At 45.6% G+C, this 22,195-nt stretch carries 24 protein-coding genes and 3 pseudogenes; 15 read left to right on the plus strand and 12 right to left on the minus strand.

Translation table 11 applies throughout. From position 1 onward, the window contains the following. Positions 1-8 precede the first annotated feature (8 nt). Positions 9-1,154: pseudogene (locus DXE33_RS01485) on the minus strand (alpha-hydroxy acid oxidase). A 144-nt stretch (positions 1,155-1,298) separates the two neighbouring features. On the opposite strand from DXE33_RS01485, the gene DXE33_RS01490 reads away from it, so the two are divergent. The 5 genes from DXE33_RS01490 to DXE33_RS09575 all read left to right on the plus strand — a co-directional run bounded on the left by DXE33_RS01490 (position 1,299) and on the right by DXE33_RS09575 (position 6,612). Beyond that, on the plus strand, positions 1,299-2,213 hold the full coding sequence (locus DXE33_RS01490; RefSeq protein ID WP_114638337.1) for a DMT family transporter: 915 nt from the start codon (positions 1,299-1,301) through the stop codon (positions 2,211-2,213). A 65-nt stretch (positions 2,214-2,278) separates the two neighbouring features. Continuing rightward, positions 2,279-3,691 (plus strand): FAD-dependent tricarballylate dehydrogenase TcuA, encoded by a 1,413-nt coding sequence (tcuA, locus tag DXE33_RS01495; RefSeq protein WP_114638338.1) that lies wholly within the window; start codon positions 2,279-2,281, stop codon positions 3,689-3,691. Continuing rightward, entirely contained in the window at positions 3,678-4,826 is a 1,149-nt protein-coding gene (gene tcuB, locus DXE33_RS01500) for a tricarballylate utilization 4Fe-4S protein TcuB (protein WP_114639684.1), read from the plus strand. The genes tcuA and tcuB overlap by 14 nt, the downstream gene beginning before the upstream one ends. Positions 4,827-4,947: 121 nt before the next feature. Next, a complete protein-coding gene (locus tag DXE33_RS01505; protein ID WP_114638339.1) occupies positions 4,948-6,096 on the plus strand; it encodes an aminotransferase class V-fold PLP-dependent enzyme in 1,149 nt (382 codons plus the stop codon). 264 nt (positions 6,097-6,360) lie between these two features. Continuing rightward, a complete protein-coding gene (locus DXE33_RS09575; protein ID WP_162785390.1) occupies positions 6,361-6,612 on the plus strand; it encodes a protein tyrosine phosphatase in 252 nt (83 codons plus the stop codon). A gap of 24 nt (positions 6,613-6,636) precedes the next feature. Here the strand turns inward: DXE33_RS09575 and DXE33_RS01510 are convergent, their stop codons facing one another. Together DXE33_RS01510 and DXE33_RS01515 are read right to left on the minus strand one after the other, a co-directional pair. Then, the gene (locus tag DXE33_RS01510; protein ID WP_114638340.1) at positions 6,637-7,614 is read right to left on the minus strand and encodes a DMT family transporter; all 978 of its coding nucleotides are present in this window, start codon (positions 7,612-7,614) and stop codon (positions 6,637-6,639) included. Between the two features lie 6 nt (positions 7,615-7,620). Continuing rightward, positions 7,621-8,508, minus strand: a complete 888-nt coding sequence (locus tag DXE33_RS01515; RefSeq protein WP_114638341.1) for an NAD(P)H-hydrate dehydratase — start codon at positions 8,506-8,508, stop codon at positions 7,621-7,623. A 63-nt stretch (positions 8,509-8,571) separates the two neighbouring features. Between DXE33_RS01515 and DXE33_RS01520 the strand changes: the two genes are divergently transcribed. Continuing rightward, positions 8,572-9,987, plus strand: coding sequence for an MBL fold metallo-hydrolase RNA specificity domain-containing protein (locus DXE33_RS01520; RefSeq protein ID WP_114638342.1), 1,416 nt, complete (start codon positions 8,572-8,574; stop codon positions 9,985-9,987). 18 nt (positions 9,988-10,005) lie between these two features. Here the strand turns inward: DXE33_RS01520 and DXE33_RS01525 are convergent, their stop codons facing one another. Beyond that, on the minus strand, positions 10,006-10,743 hold the full coding sequence (locus DXE33_RS01525) for an ABC transporter substrate-binding protein (protein ID WP_231970301.1): 738 nt from the start codon (positions 10,741-10,743) through the stop codon (positions 10,006-10,008). Between the two features lie 126 nt (positions 10,744-10,869). Then, positions 10,870-11,055 carry a hypothetical protein gene (locus tag DXE33_RS01530; protein ID WP_114638344.1) on the minus strand — a complete coding sequence of 62 codons (186 nt, stop codon included), beginning with the start codon at positions 11,053-11,055 and terminating at the stop codon, positions 10,870-10,872. 178 nt (positions 11,056-11,233) lie between these two features. On the opposite strand from DXE33_RS01530, the gene DXE33_RS01535 reads away from it, so the two are divergent. The 3 genes and pseudogenes from DXE33_RS01535 (at position 11,234) to DXE33_RS01545 (ending at position 13,861) form a co-directional block, all read left to right on the plus strand. Continuing rightward, positions 11,234-12,091, plus strand: coding sequence for an LOG family protein (locus DXE33_RS01535; RefSeq protein ID WP_114638345.1), 858 nt, complete (start codon positions 11,234-11,236; stop codon positions 12,089-12,091). Positions 12,092-12,125: 34 nt separating this feature from the next. Continuing rightward, the gene (locus DXE33_RS01540) at positions 12,126-12,638 is read left to right on the plus strand and encodes a hypothetical protein (protein ID WP_114639685.1); all 513 of its coding nucleotides are present in this window, start codon (positions 12,126-12,128) and stop codon (positions 12,636-12,638) included. A gap of 3 nt (positions 12,639-12,641) precedes the next feature. Next, a pseudogene (locus DXE33_RS01545) lies at positions 12,642-13,861 on the plus strand (NAD(P)/FAD-dependent oxidoreductase). A gap of 9 nt (positions 13,862-13,870) precedes the next feature. Here the strand turns inward: DXE33_RS01545 and DXE33_RS01550 are convergent. Then, complete coding sequence (locus DXE33_RS01550) at positions 13,871-14,632, minus strand: TerC family protein (RefSeq protein ID WP_114638346.1); 762 nt, start codon at positions 14,630-14,632, stop codon at positions 13,871-13,873. 101 nt (positions 14,633-14,733) lie between these two features. Beyond that, positions 14,734-15,123: a group II truncated hemoglobin gene (locus DXE33_RS01555; protein WP_114638347.1), complete on the minus strand. Its 390-nt coding sequence runs from the start codon at positions 15,121-15,123 to the stop codon at positions 14,734-14,736. Between the two features lie 118 nt (positions 15,124-15,241). On the opposite strand from DXE33_RS01555, the gene DXE33_RS01560 reads away from it, so the two are divergent. Then, positions 15,242-15,772, plus strand: coding sequence for a phasin family protein (locus tag DXE33_RS01560; RefSeq protein WP_231970302.1), 531 nt, complete (start codon positions 15,242-15,244; stop codon positions 15,770-15,772). Positions 15,773-15,836: 64 nt separating this feature from the next. On the opposite strand, the gene DXE33_RS01565 is transcribed toward DXE33_RS01560, so the two are convergent. Further along, positions 15,837-16,058, minus strand: a complete 222-nt coding sequence (locus tag DXE33_RS01565; protein WP_114638349.1) for a TIGR02450 family Trp-rich protein — start codon at positions 16,056-16,058, stop codon at positions 15,837-15,839. Positions 16,059-16,674: 616 nt separating this feature from the next. On the opposite strand from DXE33_RS01565, the gene DXE33_RS09945 reads away from it, so the two are divergent. Both DXE33_RS09945 and DXE33_RS01575 read left to right on the plus strand, forming a co-directional pair. Continuing rightward, positions 16,675-16,893 carry a hypothetical protein gene (locus tag DXE33_RS09945; RefSeq protein ID WP_231970303.1) on the plus strand — a complete coding sequence of 73 codons (219 nt, stop codon included), beginning with the start codon at positions 16,675-16,677 and terminating at the stop codon, positions 16,891-16,893. Then, entirely contained in the window at positions 16,883-17,584 is a 702-nt protein-coding gene (locus tag DXE33_RS01575) for a fumarylacetoacetate hydrolase family protein (protein WP_231970304.1), read from the plus strand. The genes DXE33_RS09945 and DXE33_RS01575 overlap by 11 nt, the downstream gene beginning before the upstream one ends. A 28-nt stretch (positions 17,585-17,612) precedes the next feature. On the opposite strand, the pseudogene DXE33_RS01580 reads toward DXE33_RS01575, so the two are convergent. The 3 genes and pseudogenes from DXE33_RS01580 to DXE33_RS01585 form a co-directional block, all read right to left on the minus strand. Then, positions 17,613-19,198: pseudogene (locus tag DXE33_RS01580) on the minus strand (rhodanese homology domain-containing protein). Positions 19,199-19,237: 39 nt separating this feature from the next. Beyond that, on the minus strand, positions 19,238-19,408 hold the full coding sequence (locus tag DXE33_RS09950) for a hypothetical protein (RefSeq protein WP_231970305.1): 171 nt from the start codon (positions 19,406-19,408) through the stop codon (positions 19,238-19,240). 4 nt (positions 19,409-19,412) lie between these two features. Then, positions 19,413-20,237, minus strand: coding sequence for a Bug family tripartite tricarboxylate transporter substrate binding protein (locus tag DXE33_RS01585; protein ID WP_231970306.1), 825 nt, complete (start codon positions 20,235-20,237; stop codon positions 19,413-19,415). Between the two features lie 152 nt (positions 20,238-20,389). Here DXE33_RS01585 and DXE33_RS01590 point away from each other — a divergent pair, with 152 nt between their 5' ends. Then, positions 20,390-20,578 (plus strand): hypothetical protein, encoded by a 189-nt coding sequence (locus DXE33_RS01590; protein WP_114638351.1) that lies wholly within the window; start codon positions 20,390-20,392, stop codon positions 20,576-20,578. 65 nt (positions 20,579-20,643) lie between these two features. On the opposite strand, the gene DXE33_RS09955 is transcribed toward DXE33_RS01590, so the two are convergent. Further along, positions 20,644-20,766, minus strand: a complete 123-nt coding sequence (locus tag DXE33_RS09955; protein ID WP_231970307.1) for a DUF1330 domain-containing protein — start codon at positions 20,764-20,766, stop codon at positions 20,644-20,646. 223 nt (positions 20,767-20,989) lie between these two features. Here DXE33_RS09955 and DXE33_RS01600 point away from each other — a divergent pair, with 223 nt between their 5' ends. Together DXE33_RS01600 and mmsB are read left to right on the plus strand one after the other, a co-directional pair. Beyond that, positions 20,990-21,277, plus strand: a complete 288-nt coding sequence (locus DXE33_RS01600) for a cupin domain-containing protein (RefSeq protein ID WP_114638352.1) — start codon at positions 20,990-20,992, stop codon at positions 21,275-21,277. A 26-nt stretch (positions 21,278-21,303) separates the two neighbouring features. Continuing rightward, positions 21,304-22,188, plus strand: a complete 885-nt coding sequence (gene mmsB, locus DXE33_RS01605; protein ID WP_174222280.1) for a 3-hydroxyisobutyrate dehydrogenase — start codon at positions 21,304-21,306, stop codon at positions 22,186-22,188. The last annotated feature ends 7 nt before the right edge of the window (positions 22,189-22,195 follow it).

The following is a 22,195-nucleotide window of genomic DNA, read 5'->3' on the forward strand; positions in this document are numbered from 1 at the left end:
TAAGAAATTTAGAAAGTTCCTGGATAAAGAATATCTCTAGTGACATTGTGAATATCACGATGGCCAGTAAATGCCATAGTGATGTCGAGCTCGTTGTGAATCAGCTCTAGGCACTTGGTGACACCTGCCTCGCCCATGGCACCTAAGCCATAGAGAAATGGGCGACCGATCATCGTACCGCGAGCACCTAGTGCTCAAGCTTTGAGAACATCTTGCCCAGAGCGAATACCGCCGTCCATCCAAACTTCAGTATCTTTGCCAACAGCATCCACAATTCCAGGCAAGGCCTTGATGCTAGAGATGGCGCCATCAAGTTGGCGGCCTCCATGGTTGGAGACTATCAGGGCGTCTGCGCCAGAGTTTGCAGCTAAGCGTGCATCCTCTTCATCCAAGATGCCTTTAATAATGAGCTTGCCACCCCAGAGCTTTTTGATCCACTCTACGTCACCCCAATTGAGGCCTGGATCAAATTGCTCTGCAGTCCAAGAGGAAAGGGAGGACATATTGCCAACGCCAGTGGCGTGACCAACAATGTTGCGGAAGGTTCTACGTGGTGTCATTGCTATGCCCAAACACCAGCGCGGCTTAGTTGCCATATTGATCATATTGGCGAGAGTGAGTTTAGGTGGCGCTGATAAGCCATTTTTCAGATCTTTATGTCTTTGTCCCAAAATCTGCAAATCCAAGGTCAATACCAGCGCAGAACATTTAGCCGCTTTTGCGCGCTCAATGAGGCGCTCAATAAAGCCGCGATCTTTCATGACATAGAGCTGAAACCAAAACGGTTTTGTAGTGCGCTCGGCTACATCTTCAATGGAGCAAATGCTCATAGTGGATAAACAGAAAGGTACACCAAATTTTTCAGCTGCTTTTGCTGCCAAAATTTCTCCATCGGCATGTTGCATGCCAGTCAGTCCAGTTGGCGCAAGAGCTACTGGCATTGCTACCTCTTGACCCACCATCTTAGTTTTAGTGGTGCGGTTAGTCATATCAACCGCTACACGCTGACGTAATTTAATGTTCTGAAAATCAGATTCATTCGCGCGATAGGTTGACTCAGTCCATGAGCCAGAATCAGCGTAGTCATAAAACATCTTGGGAGTGCGCTTCTGATGTAAAACTCGCAAGTCTTCAATACTGGTGATGATTGGCACAGTTAATCCTTTTTTGTTGCTCTTTTAATGGGCATTACTCTAATTAAGCTCTATCTTAGCAATACCGGGTCAATTGTTTCTACAATGCTAGGGTATCCCTAATGCGGGGGCCCAAAAATACTGGTCTATCCATGACTCATCTGTATGCCTAAATTAAACCTTGCAACCGTTGCCTATCTATTAATTGCCACTGCATTGTGGGCTGGCAATGCAATTACTGGCCGTTTGCTAGTTGGCAGTGTCTCTCCGATGACTTTGAGTGCAGTGCGCTGGGGTTTGGCTGCCTTGCTTCTATTGCCTTTGGGATGGCGAGTTTTTAAACCAGAGAGCGCGTTGTGGCAAAACAAAAAGCGATTCCTGTTATTGGGATTGTTTGGCGTAGGGAGTTATAACGTACTGCTATATCTAGCTTTGCAAACTTCAACGGCAATCAATGTCACTCTCATTGGGGCTAGCATGCCAATTTGGATGCTATTGATTGGCGCCGTGTTTTATCAAGTGAAGCCTAATCTCCTGCAGTTGATTGGTGCAATCGTATCTCTAATTGGGGTGGCTATTGTTTTCACGAGAGGAGAGTTAGCCACATTGCTATCGATGCAGATGGTGATTGGAGATTTGCTCATCATGCTGGCCACCATCTTATGGGCCTTCTACAGTTGGATGCTGAGCCACCCTGGGTCTAGCACAGAGCGTCAATGGCCTTGGGCACATTTTTTAATGGCGCAGGTGTTAGTTGGCCTGCTATGGACCGGATTTTTTGATAGCTTTGAGATTGCTACTGGTAATGCTTTCTTGGACCTTAATCTATGGACAGGCTCTTTGATTCTGTTCGTGGCGGTAGGGCCATCTTTAATTGCTTACCGCTGCTGGGGCTTGGGTGTAAATGGTGCAGGCCCTACAGTAGCCGCGTTTTTCGCCAACTTCATTCCGTTATTTACCGCGCTTTTATCTGCAGCGATGCTGGGTGAGCCACCACAGTTATTTCATGTGTTGGCCTTTGCTCTCATTGTTGTCGGAATTTGGGTGTCCTCGAGTCAAAGTCGCTCAAGTACAGCTTGATCGGTCTCTCGGTAAAAAAGCTCAAAAAACAGTAAAGTATTTTCTTTTTCTACGAAGCTCTAGCCATGGTCGACGTTTTAGTAATTGGTGGTGGAAATGCCGCCTTATGTGCTGCCTTAATGGCTAGAGAGGCTGGCGCTAGCGTTTTACTGTTAGAGGCCGCCCCCAAAGACTGGCGCGGGGGCAACTCTTCTCACACTCGTAATATTCGGGCGATGCATGATGAGCCTCAAGATGTGATGCTCGGCACCTATCCCGAAGAAGAATATTGGCAAGACGTTCTGAAAGTCACTAGCGGTATTACAGATGAGTTCTTGGCCAGATTAGTTATTCGTGAAACTTCCCAGTGTCGCGATTGGATGCGTCAACATGGAGTGCACTTTCAGCCACCATTGTCTGGCACATTAAATCTCTCAAGGACTAATGCATTTTTTATGGGTGGCGGTAAAGCGCTTGTGAATGCCTATTATCGAGGCGCTGAAAAGCTGGGTGTACAGATACGCTATGACTCGCCAGTATCTTCAGTAGAGATCCGCGATGGCAAATTTGTTGTTGCCTATGTTGGTAACGAACGGATTGAGGCAGCAACTTGCGTTATGGCTGCCGGGGGATTTGAGTCTAATCGCGAATGGCTTAAAGAGGCTTGGGGTATTAATGAGTTTGGTGAATCTCCTGCAGATAACTTCTTGATTCGTGGAACACGATACAACAATGGTGTGCTACTCAAGCAGTTGATTAGAATGGGCGCAGATTCAGTCAGTGATCCCACCCAAGCCCACATGGTTGCCGTGGATGCAAGAGCTCCTTTATACGATGGGGGTATCTGTACTCGTATTGATGCCGTTTCTTTTGGAATTGTGGTGAATAAGAACGCGCAACGTTTTTCTGATGAAGGTGAAGATTTCTGGCCCAAGCGTTATGCATTTTGGGGTCGATTAGTAGCAGGGCAACCTGGCCAGATTGGTTATTCGATTATTGACTCAAAAGTATTGGGTCGTTTCATGCCTCCAGTGTTTCCTGGTGAAAAAGCCGACACTCTGGATGAGCTAGCCCCCAAGCTTGGGCTAGATCCGAATGCCTTGATGGAAACCATCAAAACCTATAACGCAGCTTGTCGTGTGGGAACTTTCGATCACACTATTTTGGATGACTGTTATACCGAGGGCTTAGTGCCAGCCAAAACTCACTGGGCGCTACCTATTGATACTGGGCCGTTTTATGGTTACACCGTTAGACCAGGAGTCACTTTTACTTATTTGGGTTTAAAGACTGATGAGACTGCAGCAGTGCGATTTAATGGCCAGCCGAGTGAAAACTTATTTGTTGCGGGAGAGATGATGGCGGGTAATGTTCTTGGCAAAGGATATGCTGCTGGTATCGGCATGGCAATTGGCACTGTCTTTGGAAGAATTGCAGGCACCCAAGCTGCGCGCGCAGCGAAAAATCAATTACAGAATGCTCAGCATGCAAGAACTTAAGTTACTCATTCAAGAAGCCAAAGTACTTTCTACTCCGACACCAGTATCGGAAGCAGATCGCATGTTACAAATCTGTAACGCCTGTCGCTATTGCGAAGGATTTTGTGCAGTCTTTCCAGCAATGACGCGCCGAATTGAATTTACGCCTACCGTTGTTGTTAATTACTTAGCTAACCTGTGCCACAACTGCGGTGCATGTCTGCATGCTTGTCAATACGCTCCTCCTCATGAATTTGGCGTCAATATTCCTAAGGTGATGGCCCAGATTCGCAAAGAGACTTACGTCAATTACGCTTGGCCTCAATCCTTTGGCGGCCTGTATCAACAGAATGGCTTGGTAGTAGCGATGGCAACATCTCTCTCCCTCGCATTCTTTTTGATTCTGAGCGCATATTTAAACGGCTCGCTTTTCTTGGGTCAGTTAAGTGGTAACTTTTACGCCATTTTTTCGCACAATACGCTTGCCCTCATGTTTGGCATCGTATTCGCTTATGCGGCCCTCTCCTTGGCTATCGGCTTTACTCGTTTTTGGAAGGGAATTGATGCAGGAGTGATCACGACAAGTGCTGCAGCAGAAGCAACTCATGATGCGCTCACTTTGAAATACTTAGGCGGCGGACATGGCGAAGGTTGTAATAACGAGGACGATGCTTTTTCTCTTTGGAGAAAGCGTCTGCATCATTTCATGTTTTATGGATTTATGCTTTGTTTTGCGGCTACGAGTGTTGCTACGATCTACCATTATTTCTTGAATTTACATGCACCGTATGCCCTTACTAGCTTGCCTGTTGTATTAGGGACGCTAGGCGGCATAGGTTTGCTAATTGGCCCTGCTGGACTTTTCTATCTCAATCTACAAAGAAACTCAGCTCATGGCGATGTGGCTCAAAGACCAATGGATAGAGCATTTATTGCACTCTTATTTTTGATTAGCCTCTCGGGTCTGTTGTTGTTGATCTACCGAGATAGCAGTGCTATGCCACTTTTGCTATCTATTCACCTTGGTTTTGTGATGGGATTGTTCCTGACAATGCCCTACGGAAAGTTTGCTCATGGCTTTTATCGCACCGCAGCATTACTAAAGAACGCTATCGAGAAACGTCAAAAAAATTCAGCCCAATTTGGTTCTGACTAGACGTGACCCTCTATCACCCCTCAAATTGGGTGATAGAGGGTCAATTTAGTAACTCAAGTACAAAAATTGCCCTAAATCGGTATCATTTAGGGCTAATCACAGAAACCCCTAGGAAATTACTATGCCAGGCTTACTTCCAAATGTTGATCCAGATGGATTGCTAGAGTTCTCGGTTGTTTATACCGACCGCTCCTTAAATCACATGTCCGAGGAATTTAAGCGCGTGATGGTCGATATCTCTAGCGTATTAAAAGATGCTTACAACGCGAGCTCTGCAGTCATTGTTCCGGGTAGCGGCACTTTTGGCATGGAAGCAGTTGCTCGCCAATTTGCTAATAAGCAAAAATGTTTAGTTTTGCGTAACGGTTGGTTTAGCTATCGCTGGACCCAGATTTTTGACTTAGACCATATTTCTGATGATGTGACGGTGATCAAAGGCCGTCAGCTAGAAGATTCTGCACAAGGAGTATTTGCTCCTGCGCCAATCGAAGAAGTGGTGGCTTTTATCAAGAAAGAAAAGCCAGCAGTAGTGTTTGCTCCTCATGTTGAAACTTCGGCTGGCATTATCTTGCCCGATGACTATCTCAAGGCAGTAGGTGAAGCAGTTCGCTCTGTCAATGGATTATTTGTTTTGGATTGCATTGCCTCTGGCGCAATGTGGGTAGACATGAAGGCCTGCAATGTAGATGTATTAATTACGGCGCCTCAAAAAGGTTGGAGTAGTTCGCCTTGCTGTGCTTTGATTGCCTTAGGCGATAGAGCGCGTGAGCGTATTGACACAACTCAAAGCTCCAGCTTTTCTATGGATTTGAAAAAATGGTTGCAGATCATGGAAGCATATGAAAAGGGCGGCCATGTCTATCACACGACGATGCCTACTGATGCGCTTAAGATCTTGCGCAATGTGATGAAAGAAACTCAATCTCTTGGCTTCGCTGCTTTAAAGGCTAAGCAAGTGGAGTTAGGTGGCAAAGTTCGCGAATTGTTGGTCTCCAAAGGCTACCACTCGGTTTCCGCTAAAGGCTTTCAGGCTCCTGGCGTAGTAGTCAGTTACACCAAGGATCCAGATATTCAGTCAGGCAAAAAGTTTATTGCGCTAGGTTTGCAAACAGCTGCTGGTGTTCCATTGCAATGTGATGAGCGTCCAGACTTCCGCACCTTCCGCATCGGTTTGTTTGGCCTTGAAAAATTAGGTCATGTTGATCGTACGGTTGGCCATTTAGCTGCTGCTCTGGAAAAAATTACCGAGGCAGAAGCTCAGCCTGCATAAAGCAGTACTGGCAATCAAAAAAGGCCATCAATTGATGGCCTTTTTACTGAGCGGTTCTTTGCGAGCCAAACCACGTACTCCCTCATAGGTACCTGCCATGCCAGTCAATCAGTCCAGATGATTTAGGGCATCCACTGGGTAGCCTTTGGGTTCGATAAAAATGCCACTAGGGAAATCATTCATGATGGTTCTTCTAAAAATAGGGCATTTATGACAAATTTTTGAGTATTATTAAATTACCCTCAAACCCTATTGGAGATTTGCATGATTTCTCATATCGCCCGCTTAAGCCTGGCAACTCTTATTTCAGCAGCAATTGGTATTGCGCCGATCTCGGTGATGGCTGCTGATCCAGCCCCAGCTCCTGCGCCTGCAGCAGCGCCAGCTTCCGCACCGGCAACTGCTCCAGCGGATCAAGCGGCTGAGAAAAAGGCCAAGAAAGAAAAGAAAGCTGAGAAAAAAGCAAAGAAAAAATCTAAGAAAAAAGCTAAAGCGGCAGACGCAGCGGCTCAGTAATTCTAGAGTTTATAAAACTCCCGATTAATTGAGAGTTTCTGTTTTATCGAGGTCATCAGATTTTTCTAAGTCTGATGACTTTTTTGTTGGCGCATCGTTGCGTACCAATAGCCACATTGCGGCAATCACAAGCATCATGCCGGCAATCTGCATCCACGTGATTGGTTCTCCCAAAATACAGTAGCCGAAAAAAATAGTCGATACTGGTCCCAGTATTCCAGCTTGGGCAACTAATGGTGAGCCAATACGATTGATCGAAATCATGATCAAGAGCATGGGGATCACGGTGCATAAGCTGGCATTTAGCAGACTAAGCCAGTAGATTTGCGGGATCTGGTCAAGAATTGCATTTGGGTTGTGAATGGATGATTGCAGAACACTCAGTACAGCAGATGCTGAGCTAGCAAAGACGACCAAGCGAACGCTCCCTATTCGTCTGACCATTTCACCGGAGCCAATCATATACATGGCATAGCTACAAGCACTGCTAAATACTAAGATCATTCCGAGCCACGCATGAATTCCGGCAGAGCTTGCATCTTGAATAAAGACAACAAATACGCCAAGGTAGCCGACGATGAGCGCATACCACTGCATTTTTGCAATCGGCTTATGCAGGGCAAAGTAGGAGATGAGCAAAACAATCGTTGGCGTGAGATACAAGACAATGCGCTCAAGGCCAACAGATATATATTGCAGTCCCAAGAAGTCGATATAGCTGGATAAAAAATATCCCAAGAAGCCCAGAAAAAATAACTTGCCTCGATCAAGCCAAGTAATTGGCTCCATGGGCTTTCTGCGGCATTCCCACCAATAGATACTCCAGAACATCGGTAATGCCATCAGCATGCGAAGCGCTAAGAGTGTTTCGGCATTAGCGCCATAGGCAAAGGCTAATTTGACGACGATAGCTTTGCCTGAGAAGAGCATAGCACCGACGCCGGCCATGAGAATGCCGTAAAGGTAGCGTCGATGATGATGGGCTGCACTTGCTGATTGCATAGGGTCTTATAGCAGCTGATTGAGCAAGCTTCTCATCTCCAGGATGGTTTCTGATGGAGTGAGCCCTAGAGGGCCAACGCCCTTGGTAACTAAGCTATCGGCTGCTAGGGCGTGTAGTTGAACTGCAATACCAGTGGACTCCCAAAGATTGAGGTGATGACGAATGCCTTGCGCAGCAATGGCAGCAATGCTTCCTGTTAAAACATCTCCCATGCCACCAGTGCCCATGCCGGGATTGCCGGCCTCGCACTGCGTAGTCACATAGTGTGGTGCGCTTATTAAAGTGTGCTGACCCTTGAGGACCACAATCGATTGAGTCAGAGCGGCTAATTCTTGGACAGATTCCAGGCGCGCAGACTGAATATCTGCAGCTGAGCAATGTAACAATCTCGACGCTTCGCCAGGGTGTGGTGTCAAAACAGTCTTCTCAGGATGTTGCTGGTTACGCATCTTCAACAGATTGAGTAAGTCAGAAGAGTCACTCAATAGGTTAAGTGCATCTGCATCCAAGATTAAGGGGGTTGTTTGTGGGTAAGTAAGGCAAGCCTCTAACCATTCGATTGCTAGGCTTGAGTTTCCAAGTCCCGGGCCAATGGCGAGAACATCGGCTTGAGTCTCTTGTAATACATTTTGCGCTTGATTCTGTGCAAGACGAATCATCAATTTTGGTTGATTGGTATCGGCGTGTGCTGATGCTGGGTCGAGCATTTGCAGGATGGTCCATCCTGCCCCAAGATGAAGGCAAGCATTACCAGCTAAGAGTAGGGCACCCGCCATGCCTGGTGCGCCGCCGATTAATAAGACTTTGCCGGCATCACCTTTGTGCTCGGCAGGACCACGCTTTAAGCGTGGCGCAAAAGCCAGGGCATTTAGTGGGGTCGGTAAAGAAGTCATATCAATAGTATTGCTTAAAAGATTGGGGTTTTAGCCCATTGTAAGAGAGAGCATGCTGGGAGGATGAAGATTCAATTTCTTGGTGCCGCTGGAGAAGTAACAGGGTCACGACATTCGGTAGAGGTGCTGTTGGCCGGAAGAATGAGGTATTTCCTAGTGGACTATGGAATGTTTCAAGGAGGTCGTGAGGCTAGCAATAAGAATCTTGAGCCGTTTCCATTTGCTCCTAAAGACCTTGAGTTTGTTGTGCTCACGCACGCACACATCGATCACAGTGGTTTGCTGCCACGCTTATGTGCGCAGGGCTTCAATGGCCCTATTTACTGCACATCTGCCACTTACGAATTACTCAAGATTCTACTGCCCGATAGTGCGCATTTACAGTTCGCTGACCTTGAGCGTGCACAAAGAAAAATGAAGCAAGGTAAGTGGCGGGGAGAGATGCCGGTTGCCCTTTATTCTAGAGAAGAAGTCGAAATGACGCTCAAGCAATTTGAAATTCTCGAATATGGCCAGAGTAAAGAGATTGCGCCAGGGGTGCAATTGGAGTTTCATAATGCTGGTCATATTTTGGGTTCTGCCATTGCTGTCTTAGATATTGCCGAGGATGGCTTACCCAAAAAGCGTTGTGTGTTTTCTGGTGATATTGGCATGAAGGGTAGGGTACTGATGCCCGATCCTGAATTGATTTCTTCTGCCGACGTATTGGTGGTGGAGTCTACTTATGGTGATCGTTTGCATCGTGGTCTACCTGAAACTGAGGCTGAGTTGGTGGAGGTGATTGGTACGACGATGGCTGCTGGAGGCAATGTCGTTATCCCCGCATTTGCAGTGGGTCGCACCCAAGAGATCTTATTTTTATTAATTGATTTGGTCAGAAAGGGGCGTTTGCCTCATTTGGCCATTTGGGTAGACTCACCGATGGCTACTGCAGCAACTCAATTGACCCAACATTTTTTTGATCAATTGGATCAACAGTCGCAAGAAACTTTTGCTTGGTTCAAAAAGAACCCAGGCGTTGTTGATCTGCGCTTCATTGCGGATGTAGAAGAATCAAAGTCGCTTAACAAAATCAAAGGTGGGGCAATCATCATTTCAGCAAGTGGTATGTGCGATGCGGGGCGTATTGTTCATCATTTGGCAAATAACTTACCGCGTGAACAAAACGCCATCATCATTACCGGCTTTCAGGCTTATGGAAGCTTGGGTCGACGCTTAGTAGATAAAGTCGATAAGGTTCGTTTATTTGGTGAAGAGATCTTGGTAAAGGCCTCCATTCATACTATAGGTGGCCTATCTGCCCATGCAGACCAGGCAGGTCTATTAAATTGGTTAAGTGGCTTTGAAAAACCACCTCAGTCCTGTTTTGTTGTCCATGGCGAACCTGAGTCAGCCTCCGTGTTTGCTAAATGCATTCGTGATGAGCTCAGTTGGTCTAATGTCATTATTCCTGAACGCATGCGTATCTATGAGTGCTAAGTAGTCGCATTCATCAAATTATTCAGCAACTTTAGCTCCTTGAATATTATGGCGTTGCATCGCTTGCGCTACAAATCCAGATTGCTTGAGATTGGTGATGAGCCCGCTTAGGTAAACGGTGGTTTTCTCATACTGTGGCCTCGCCTTGGGAGTGCCAATCGCCTGATTAATCACCATAAATCGGCCTGGTAACATTCGCAAACCTGCATATCTTTTGGCATCACTTTCTAGTTGTTGCTTAACACCTGCTGCAACATTTCCTTTGCCAGACATAAAGTCATCAATCACCGCCTGAGAGCTTGCCGCTCTGAGAATCGTGGCATTCTGAATTTCTCGAGTGAGGTAAAGGTCATAAGCACTACCTTTGCTCACGACAATTTCATTGCTACTAACATCTACTTGCTCATTGGCAGTAATTGGTGATTTTTCTTTGACCATATAAGCCCCTTCAATTTGAATATACGCCGGGGTGTAACTGATATCGGCACCACGAATAGGATCAATCGCAACAAAGACTAGATCAATTTCACCAGTCTTAATTGCATCCACGGTATTGCCTGCAGTTTTAAATGGAATCAGCTTGACAGGAAGGCCAGAGCATTGACCGATCTCATGAGCAATGTCAATTGTCACGCCACGTAACTCGTGCGTGGCTGGATCTTCATTTGCGAGTATGGGGTTCCCTAAATTGATACCAACTCGAAGGGTGCCTGTAGGAGCGAAAGAGGAAGTGATGGTGGGGTCAATATTTGTCATAGTGCAGATGGATTGGCCATAGCTTGCTTGATAAATCCAGCAAGTGGTCAAACACAATAGAATTTTTTTCATGGGTAGAAGGTAAAAAACCGCGGCGAACCGCGGTTTTTATTTGTTGATGCTAGATTACTTTTTTGCGTCAGCCGCAGGAGCTGCTGCAGGAGCATCTTTCTTAGCTTCTTCAACGTGAGTTGCTTCAGCACCATGTTTTTCGCCGCTCATATCAACGTTACCGTCGCCTTTGAGGAGTAGGTAGGCGGTGGCGCCAATTATTAATACCAGCACCATAATGATGATTGAACGATTGCTCATGGAGTTTCCTTCTGTTTGGTTGAAATTAAGGCAATATTAACGCTAGTTGGCTTGCTGGTAAATCCTTGGTAGACCTTAGTAATCCATAGCCTTATGCAAATCGGGGTGAACTAGGTATTAATACTGACTATTTCCTTATACGAGGTAAGATTGGGTAACTCGTTTTTAAGGTGACAATATGAGTCCCAAGCTTCCCATTAATAATGCTCAAACAATCACTGAGTATCTCAATCTTCATAAGCTACATCCATCTAAAGAAGACCTCGATTCCTCCTATAAATTTGCTTTTGATGATGAAGCTTTTTTGTCTCGTCGTGAAACGATCGGCATTCGATTTGAGTTGGAATTACTCAAGCCAGAAATACTTCTGAAGGAGCAAGGCATTGAGCACACCATTACTGTGTTCGGTTCTACCCGTTTTGTCAGTCAACAGCACGCACTAGAATTAGAAAAGAGCGCTAAAACTGAGCAAGAAAAGGCGCAGGCTAAGCAAGCCATGCTGCACAGTCGCTATTACGAGTCAGCCAGAGAGTTTGGTTCTCTTGTAGCTAGGTACAACACTAGCCAAAAGGAGAATGCCAATAAGTTGCACATCTGCACTGGAGGTGGTCCTGGAATTATGGAGGCCGCCAATCGAGGCGCATTTGAAGCAGGTGATCAAACGATTGGTTTTAATATCAGCCTTCCCAGAGAGCAACATCCCAATCCCTATATCAGTCCCGGTCTAGGTTTTCGGTTTCATTATTTTGCATTGCGCAAGATGCACTTCATGTTGAGGGCAAGAGCGATCGTCGCTTATCCCGGGGGTTTCGGATCTTTTGATGAGCTCTTTGAAGTACTCACCTTGATGCAGACTAAAAAAGTAGTGCCCATTCCGGTCATTTTGGTTGGCCAAAGTTTCTGGAATGAAATGGTGAACTTTAAGCAGATGATTGAGTTTGGAGTGATAGACCAAGAAGATATGCAGGCGATTCACTTTGCTGAGACTGCGCAAGATGCTTGGAACATTATTCGGGACTGGTATCAGTTGGCCTAAATGACTAGACTGTAAAATGGGTAAAGGTATTAATATGAATCCATCCCAAATGAGTATTGCAACCTCTTTTGATCTTCCTGGCTATCTATTTGGCGGGGTAATGCTATTACTTGTGATGGTTTTTCATGGGATGCTATTACTCCAAATTGCCAAGCGTTATGAAGTCAAAACCTTTCTTTATTTAGCAGAGAAAAAATATTCTTCTGTGGCACTATCCTTTTACCTGAGCGTTTTTGGCTTATTTCTGGTCCATATTGCAGAGATATTACTGTGGGGGTTGGCGCTATACAGCTTTCATTTAATCTCTGGTTTAGGTCAGAGCATTTTATTTAGCGGCAGTACCTACACAGCCATGGGCTTTATGGAAGATATTCTTCCTAATGGCTGGAAAATGTTGGCAGTCATTATTGCGTTTTTAGGTATGTTCTCTTTTGCCTGGACTGCTTCGGTCATGATTTCTATGACGAAAAACTTTCGACAAGCCTATACCAAATTGCACATGAGAAAGCTCAATATCGCCGCTGATATCGCTGATCGTTTTGAGTAAAACATGAGCAAAATATGGGATGCCATCATTATTGGTGGCGGTGCTGCTGGCTTATTTTGTGCGGGAGTGGCTGGCCAGCGAGGCAAGCGGGTATTAGTTTTGGACCATGCTCCAGTGTTGGGTGAGAAGATACGCATTAGTGGTGGCGGTCGTTGTAACTTTACGAATTTACATAGTAGCCCTGCTAACTTTTTGTCGCTAAACCCTCATTTTGTAAAAAGTGCTTTAGCGAGATATCCCTCTTTAGAATTTATTAAGCTCGTTTCCTCTCACGGCATTGCTTATCACGAGAAGCATCAAGGACAACTTTTTTGCGATGATTCTGCAAAACAAATTATCGACATGCTTTTTGCGGAGTGTGCAAAAGGAGGGGTGACTATCCGCAATCCTGTTACGGTCAAATCATTAGAGCAGGGTCCGCAGGATTGGCTAATTTATACATCTGAAGGTATAGAAAAATCAAAGTCAGTAGTCATGGCAACTGGAGGCCCTGCCAGTTCCAGCAATTGGCGCAACAGCCTTTTCATTGGATATTGCCAAGCAATTTGGCTTAGAAGTAGTTGAGCCAAGACCTGCTTTGGTGCCACTCTCATTTACAGCTGAAACTTTTGGAAACCTCAATGAATTAGCAGGCTTGAGCCTTCCCGTCAGAATTGCTTCGGGTTCGAAGGGTCGCCGCTATGGAGCATGCCGCTTTAACGAAGATTTACTATTAACCCACAAGGGCTTATCCGGGCCCGCAGTACTGCAGGCCAGTAGTTATTGGATAGAAGGCGAGCCGATTCATATTGATTGGTTGGGTGCACTAGAGCAGCCCGGTGGCTTTCAATTGCGATACGCTGTTTAATAATGAAGAGAATCGCTTAAAGTCGTCAGATACTATTCTGGCCTCGGTGTTGCCCCAACGTCTTGCAAAAGCTTTCGCTGAACAGAGAAACTTGATAGGTCGTAAGTGGGCTGAAGTCTCCAAAAAAGATCGTCAGTCACTCAAAGAGCTCATCACAAATTGGTCGGTCAAGCCTGCGGGTACTTTAGGCTGGAAAAAAGCAGAGGTGATGTTGGGCGGTGTCGATACTCAGCGGCTAGATAGTCAGACCATGATGTCACGAAAACATCTAGGTTTGTACTTCATTGGTGAATGCGTTGATGTGACCGGGCACTTAGGCGGCCATAACTTTCAATGGGCCTGGGCAAGCGGCTTTGCTTGTGCCAACGCTCTTTAAGTGAACCATTTAGCGAGCGGCTTTTTTCTTCTCGCGGGAGCGGATATTGAGTAATTCGACTCCCAGCGAGAATCCCATAGCAACATAAACATAGCCTTTCGGGATATGCATCCCCATACCCTCGGCAATGAGCACTACACCAACGACGGTAAGAAATGATAGTGCCAGCACTTTGATGGAGGGGTGGTGGTGCACAAAGTCTCCAATAGCTTTTGCAGCCATGAGCATGATGAGAATGGATGTAATGACCGCCGCAATCATGACGCTAATTTGATCCACCATGCCGACGGCAGTAATCACGCTATCGAGTGAGAAGATGATGTCGAGCAAGCCAATTTGAAGAACAGACCCAATGAATAAAGTAAGCATGGATTTGTTGGCGCTCTGGCTATGAGGGTTTTCATCAACAGAAGACTGCTCGCCAACCTCAACCTCAATGTAGATTTCTTTCGAAGCTTTCCAAATCAGAAAAAATCCACCCAGTAAAAGTATGAGATCTCTGCCGCTGATAGGGTGTTCAAAAATAGACAGGATGGGATTCGTTAATCCCATCACCCAGGATAGGCTGAGTAATAAAAGTACACGGGTTAGTAATGCAAAAATTAAACCTAAGCGGCGCACCTTCTCTCTGATTTCTGGCGGAAGTCGATTGGCGATGACACTAATGAAAATGATGTTATCGATACCCAAAATAATTTCTAGGGCAGAGAGGGTAAAAAAAGCGATCCAAGCATTTGGGTCGCTGACAAGCTGCAAGACGCTATCGATCATTCTCTATTTCGCTAAAGTGGCTTTACTGCTAAGTGTAGCCAACTCAGAGGTAAGGAAAAAAATCTAAACCCCATTCATTAGAGGGGGATAGCTTGTATGGATTAAATGGGCTGATTTCTCATCCAGTCAGCGGTATTAAAAAGGGATTCTTCCAGTTGGCTGACAATATTACCTTCAATGCCGCATTCCTCTAGCGCGCGGTACATGCAGGCGAGCCATTGGTTGCGTTCATGAATGCCGATTTTGAAGGGTAGATGCCGGGCGCGGAGCATGGGGTGCCCATATTTGGGGGAGTAAATATCCGGCCCACCCATCCAGCCCATCAGGAAGAATTTCAATTTTTCGCGTGAGCTCGATAAATCTTGGGGGTGCATAGCCCGTAAATCAGAAAAAATGGGCTCAAGTGCCATTAAATCGTAGAAACGATTCACTAACTCATCAATTTTATCGATGCCGCCGATGGATTCATAAATACTTTTTCTTTCAGTCATATTGTCATTTTAATGCCTTAAATTCGAGGGAATTGGCAGACTGCCAATTTGGGTATAGAGTTATCTTAAGAAGTAATTAAAAACATCGAGTTATCAAATCTACCAAGATAGGAGCAAAATGATGGAAGCAAAAGATTTGCAAAAATGGCAGCGTGAAAAAGCAAAAGAGTTGTTTGATTATTCACACACTCTTTTAGATGCAGCAAAAAAACTCAGCGATCACCATCTGGCTGAAATTGAGTGGGGCATGAAAAATGCGCTTGATAGCGCAAAGTCAGCTGCCAAGAATGATTTGAGCAAATTAAAAGATTTGCAAGAAGAGGCGGCTAAAGAGGCGGCTAAACGAGCTACGGCTTATCAGAAGAAAGTCAAAGCTGTTTTGAAAGAGCTAGGCGAAGGCGCTGCGGATGAGACCGAGAAGCATTTGGAAAAAGTGCGCAGCTCCTTAGTGTCTTGGTTGGGAGAGGCGGAAGCTAAGGTACCAGTCCAGGCGGATAAATTATCTCGGGTAGTCAACGAGATGTCTGAGGCAGGTCAGAAAATGTTCAAAGAAGGTCGTCGTATTGTTAATCAGGTTGCTGAAGCTGCTGAAAAGAATCTTGATGGTGTTGCGAAGAAAACACCTGCAGCAAAAAAGAAAGCGGAGTAAGCAATCTATAGATCAGTATTTATTTGCTACTGAAAAAACCGCCTGCAAGCTTGGGGCGGTTTTTTTATTTCCAACCCTGTATCCATAATGAGCTATCGCTTAGATCGCGCCAATGAATTTGCATTACTTTTTTACTGTAGACAGCCTCAATTTCAATAAGATCAAGCTTCTCATTTGGAAGCTCTGGTTCAATCACTTTACTAACTAAAAAGTGCTTTTGTTTAGCGATAGGCTTTACGGCTGTCCACTTGCTCAGTAGTAATTTTTTGGGGCTTAATCGATTCATCGGTTCTGGTCTTTATAAAGCCGTGCACTGATATTCTTGGTCAACGCTTTGGAGGGCTCCTGAGGTAGGAATAAAGATCGTGCGAGATTGGTCAGTTTGGTTGGGGCACTTGGTGTCAAAAAAGCTTTTATTCCCAAGACTACCGCAATAGTTGAGCTTCTCGTCTTTAAACTCCATTTGGGCTTTGCGCAAAACCATGGGAAGTTTGGATGCACTTGGGGATGAGCAGCTCCAGCTAGTGTAAGAGTCGCGCTCACAGGCGCATAGACACAGTAGCAAGACGATTCCTGCAATCTGGCGGAATAGGGCAGACTGATTGAAATGGGGCATATGTTTAAGCATAGCCAACTTTTGGATATCTTGCCTAGGATTGGCTATAGATCTGGATTGGCATTAATATTTAAGACAGATTATTTGGTAAACCAAATAAGACCAAGATAAGACTAAACAATAATATTCAATAAAGGAGATGATGTGGATACAAATCGAAGAGATGCTCTCAAGTTAGGGGCGTCAGCAGCCCTAAGTAGTATGTTGATTTCAAATGCGGTTGCCGCGTCCGAAAATCAACCACCAATCGTAGTTGAGCTGCTGTCGGGCAAAGCAGGCTTTCGTATTGCGAATTATTTGCCAAGGATGGGGTGCTACATCTCGATTAGGTTTAGTCACCAACGATGGCATGGTGATCGATATCCCTGCTGAGGCTGCCCGTCAGAAGGTCCAACTGTCATTTGATCCAACATCAATGATTTCATTGGCAGGCTCTGGGAATAAAGGCCTTTCCGAATTAGCGGCTTTATTTAAAAACCCGCAGTGCAAACCTAATGAATGTTAATCAAGTCATTTTGTTATCGCCCATTCCAAAACCACAAGCTAATATTTATTGCGTAGGCTGGAACTATTTAGACCATTTTGAAGAGGGTCTAAAGCATCGCGCTGATACTGCTGTAAAAGAGTATCCCAAGGTTCCTGTGTTCTTCTCTAAGGGAACTCAGACGATGAATGGCCCTTTTGACAACATTCCTTATGATGCTGGCGTGTCCTCCATGATTGACTGGGAAGCCGAGCTTGCAGTCGTGATTGGCAAAAAGGGGAAGAATATCTCCGAAGAAAACGCGATGGATTACGTATTTGGCTATTCAGCCTATAACGACACTACTGCGCGAGATATTCAGCAAAAGCGACATTCTGGTCAGTGGTTGAAGGGCAAGAGTCTCGATGGTCATGGTCCCATGGGGCCATGGGTGGTGACAGCGGGCGGCGTTAATTTGGAGGACACCAGAATCATCTGCCGCGTCAATGGTGTTGAAAAACAAAACGCTAGTTACAAGCAAATGTATTTCAAAATTCCAGTGATTATTTCTGAGCTCTCACGGGGTCTAACCTTATTGCCGGGTGACATTATTGCTACTGGTACTCCATCAGGCGTGGGTGCAGGCAGGACGCCGCAAGAGTTTATGAAACCCGGTGACATCATGGAAACTAATATCACGGGTATTGGCATTTTGCGCAATAAGATTACCTAGAGTCATTTCATCAAAACAACAGCAAGGATTAAAGCACCCAGAAGTGGTGGGTTCCATCCTTGCCTAGTTGTTCTACTAAACCAAATTCCCAATCTAAGTACGCTTGCATTGCAGCGGGATCTACGCTAGTGCCTTCATAAGGGCGTTTATAGCGATCTAGAGGAGGGGAGGCTAAGTGACTCGGCTCTTTCTCTAACTCTAAGCCAGCCTTACTCCAAGCTGCATTTCCACCAGATAGCACCATTACCTCAGCTTTGCTTAGCGTTGCAAACTCTTGCGCTACAAAAAGTGCCAACTCTGCAGGTGTGCTTGTGAGTACGTAGCGATCCACTCTGGGAATCTGTTTAAGTGCTTCTGCTAGCTGTGAGCGAAGGGCGTACCAACTGCCAGGTATATGACCTTTCATGTAATGAGCATGAGTGCTGAAATCTACCACAATCGTATTGCTATCAGTTTTGATCCATCCTGAGAGAGTGAGTGCGTCTACGCTGGCAATGATGGGCAAAGTTGGAAGAGGCGCCTTCCAAGGTCCCTTCTCAGATAAGTCTACGATCCGTATGCCATCCAGAACATAAACTTCCCAGGCCATTTGAGCTAGCCAAGAGGCAGGCATATCGGCTCTGACACCTGAGCTTGGATCAACTAACACGATCCTTGCGCCACGAACGGGGGCAACCATTTCTGTTTCTTGAACCAGTTGGCCACCAGGAACAGAACGAAAGCCAGGGAGGTGGCCTGCTTCATATTCTTCTGGAGTGCGGGTATCAAAAAATACGTAGTTCGATCGGCTTGAGATTTCCAGCGCTGCACATCTTGCAAGGTTGCGCGTTTAACACCGGCACGATCGGCTACTGAGCGTGCACGCATTGCCGCTTGGGTAGCGGTGGAATCGCTCACTTCTTTAAATTTCCGAGTTTGACCTTTGTCGAGTTCTTGGCCCGCAAGAGTCCAGCCAATGGTGCCATTGCGCAGTGCATTGACCTCATTTGGGATACCCGCATTAATGAGTGATTGGGTGCCAATGATGCTACGTGTTCTGCCAGCACAATTAACAGTAATTTTGGTTTGGGGATTAGGGGCAAGTTCCGGTAGACGCAGCACTAACTCGGCACCAGGAACACTAGTACCAGTTGGAATACTCATGGTGTTGTACTCATCAAAGCGGCGGACATCTACAACTACAACATCTGCTTGCTGATCAATCAGTTGTTTGACTTCTTGTGCAGATAAAGATGGAGTATGACGCTTGGATTCAACTAACTCACCAAATGATTTGCTGGGCACGTTGACATCTTTAAATAGCTCTCCGCCAGCGGCCTTCCAGCCCTGAATGCCGCCTTCAAAAACGGACACATCGCTAAACCCTAAATCGATCAAGCGTGTTGCCGCAAGCTCAGCATAGCCTTCGCCATCATCTAGAGTCACAATCGGAACATCCTTCTTGGGAAGTTTTCCGTAGGCATCAATCTCAATGCGAGATAAGGGAAGATTGGCAGCAAAAAGCGGATGCTCGCGCGCATGAGGATCTTCTTCACGAACATCTAAAAATGCAATTCCTTCTTTGTTTAGTAACTGGTTGCGAACAAAGGCATAGTTTTTGTTTGGAATACTCATGTTGTCTCTTTTTGCTATTTTTCTTAGAAATGATTTTGCTTAATCCAATTTTGCGCCAGACTTCTTAACGACTTCACGCCAGCGTGTGACTTCTTGATTGATGTAGTTATTTAATTCTGCTCTTGTCATCTTGGGTACGGTTGCGCCCATGGCGGCCCAGCGCTCTTTGATATCTGGAGAGGCTAAAGCAATTTGAGTTTCCGCACTCATTTTGTCAATAATGTCTTTTGGGTGTGCCTTTAATTGCCCACATGGCATACCAGCTTGAGACGATAAAGTTATTAATACCCAATTCTTGTGCAGTAGGAACATTCGGAAATGCTTCGCTACGCTTGGAGCTAGCTACGGCAACAGCTACTAGTTGACCGCTTTTAATAAAGGGCGCCGCTCCTGCGAGAGTGTCAAACATCATATCTACTTGTCCCGCAACGACATCCTGCAAGGCTGGGCCAGTGCCTCGATAGGGAATATGAGTAATAAATAATTTATTTTGCATCTTAAAGAGCTCGCCAGTTAAATGCTGCGAGGTACCGTTGCCGGTTGATGCATAGTTATATTTGCCTGGGTTTTTACGAATCTCCTCAATGATGGATTTCAAATCATTTTTAGGAAACTTATTTGGGTTAACAACGATGACATGTGGCACGCTTCCAATGATTGCGATTGGCTCAAAGTCTTTGGTGATGTCGTAAGGTAGGTTGGCGTACATACTTGGTGCAATGGAGTGATGCACTGCACCAAGAAGCCAGGTGTAACCATCGGGTGCCATTTTTGCTGCAGCTGCAGCACCAAGAGTTCCACCAGCCCCTCCACGGTTATCAACCACGATGGAATCATTTAGCTGGATTGATAATTGCTTGGCAAGAGGGCGCCCAAAAGCATCGACTGCCCCACCTGGGGGAAAGGGGTTAAGAAAGGGGTTAATAAAGGTGATTGGCTTATTTGATGCAGGCCAAGAGCTTCCTTGGGCAGCTACTGACCAGGAGAGAAGGCTTGCAAGTACAAAAAGTAGGATATTTCTGAGTATTTTGAACATCATGACTTGAACTGGGTTGGTTTGCTCTATTTTTTTTGGCTTAAGCAGAGTTTCTAAGAGTTATCCCTGATTTCAGGGGCGATTTTCTAGCGTTTTTATGGGGATATACTGACCTCGTAGTTGGTATGAATACTTTTTGATTAATGGGAGACGAGATGTCACAACACGATACATTGTTAGCTGCTTTTGAAACATATAAAGCTGAAAACGAAAAGTTTATTGAAAAAGGCATTAAGGCATCTGCAGCACGTGCTCGTAAGGCCTTACAAGAAATCGCTGGTGCATGTAAAGAGCGCCGTAAAGAAATTACAGCCGCAAAAGAAGCAATGGAAGCTAAGAGGTAATTCTTACCCCCAATGATCTAAAAGCCTAGCGTTGATCCGCTGGGCTTTTTCTTTATGTGGCCTAGTTAAACGGTAATACTGAAGAGGGTTAGCTTCATTGCTTGATTGCGTATCGCAACCAAAGACTGATATTCAGGGCTATAAACCCACAGATCTGCATCTGCTTGCGTGGGGAAGTGAAGTTCCACAAAAGCACTAAAGGCTTTGCAATCGAGTTCCAGTAGAACTGGGTCACCTGACCGCGAGCCTGGATGTTGCCTTTGTATAGCTCAACCGTTTGACCAACCTTGTCGCGGTATTGCTCAAAAGCATTTTGATCACGTAATTCAATTAATCCAATCACTTTGACTGCCATATATCCTCGCTAGATAGGTCTATGAAAACAGTGTATATCCGCGCTATAGTAAGAGCATGAATTCTGAGCAATTTCTACAGATGCTAGAGCAGGAGGGTTTCCCAAAGCCCGTGGAAGTGCATCAGCCTGCCAACAGCCATTTAGATGAGCATAGACATCCATTCGAAGTGAAAGCTCTTGTGACGAGTGGTCACATTGAGTTATTGGTTGACGGTCAGAAACAGCAGTTTGATGCAGGCGATGTATTTCATTTGGGGTATGAGCAAGCACATTGCGAAACTTATGGGCCGCAAGGCGTTTCTTACTTGGCCTCTCGAAAACAATCGAGCTCAACAAAAAACTAAACGGAACAAAATAAAACAGGATCATCATGAAAATCGGATTTATTGGTTTGGGTAATATGGGTTTGCCAATGGCACTCAATTTAATTAAAGCAGGACATTCGGTAATTGGATTTGATTTAGTCCAGAGTCAACTAGATGCTTTTGCAAGTGCTGGTGGTAAGGTTGCTGCTAGTGCAACTGCAGCAGCAAAAGAGCTTGATGTATTAATCACCATGTTGCCTGCTTCTAAACATGTTGAGGGCTTGTGTTTAGGTGACGCAGGTCTGCTAGCCAATGCTGACCCCAAAACCCTCCTGATTGATTGCTCAACGATTTCTCCTAAGGTGGCACAAGCCGTAGCTAATGTGGCCAAAGAAAAAGGCTTTGCCATGATAGACGCACCTGTTTCGGGTGGCACTGCAGGAGCACAAGCGGGAACGCTGACCTTTATGGTGGGTGGAGATGCCCAAGCTGTTGAATGCGCTCGTCCTGTACTCGAGAAAATGGGGAAGAATATTTTTCATGCAGGCGCTAATGGTGCTGGGCAGACCGTTAAAGTTTGTAACAACATGCTCTTGGGTATTCAGATGCTGGGCACTTGCGAGGTATTGCGTTTAGGCATTGCAAATGGCCTAGATCCTAAAGTGCTCTCAGACATCATGTCAAAAAGCTCTGGGCGAAATTGGGCGTTAGAGTTATACAATCCTTGTCCTGGTGTCATGGAAAACGTACCCGCCTCTAAAGGCTATGCTGGAGGCTTTGGCGTTGATTTGATGCTCAAAGATATGGGCTTGGCAACAGAAAATGCGCAAGCTTTAGAAACGAGCGTACCTTTGGCTCAATTAGCGCAACAATTGTACGAGGCTCACAGTAAAGCAGGTAATGGTCAACTGGATTTCTCAAGCGTCTTTAAAATGAAAGACACTCGGTAAAGAATTC

Origin of the sequence: Polynucleobacter necessarius (genome assembly GCF_900096765.1) — a bacterium.
GTDB lineage: Bacteria > Pseudomonadota > Gammaproteobacteria > Burkholderiales > Burkholderiaceae > Polynucleobacter > Polynucleobacter necessarius_F.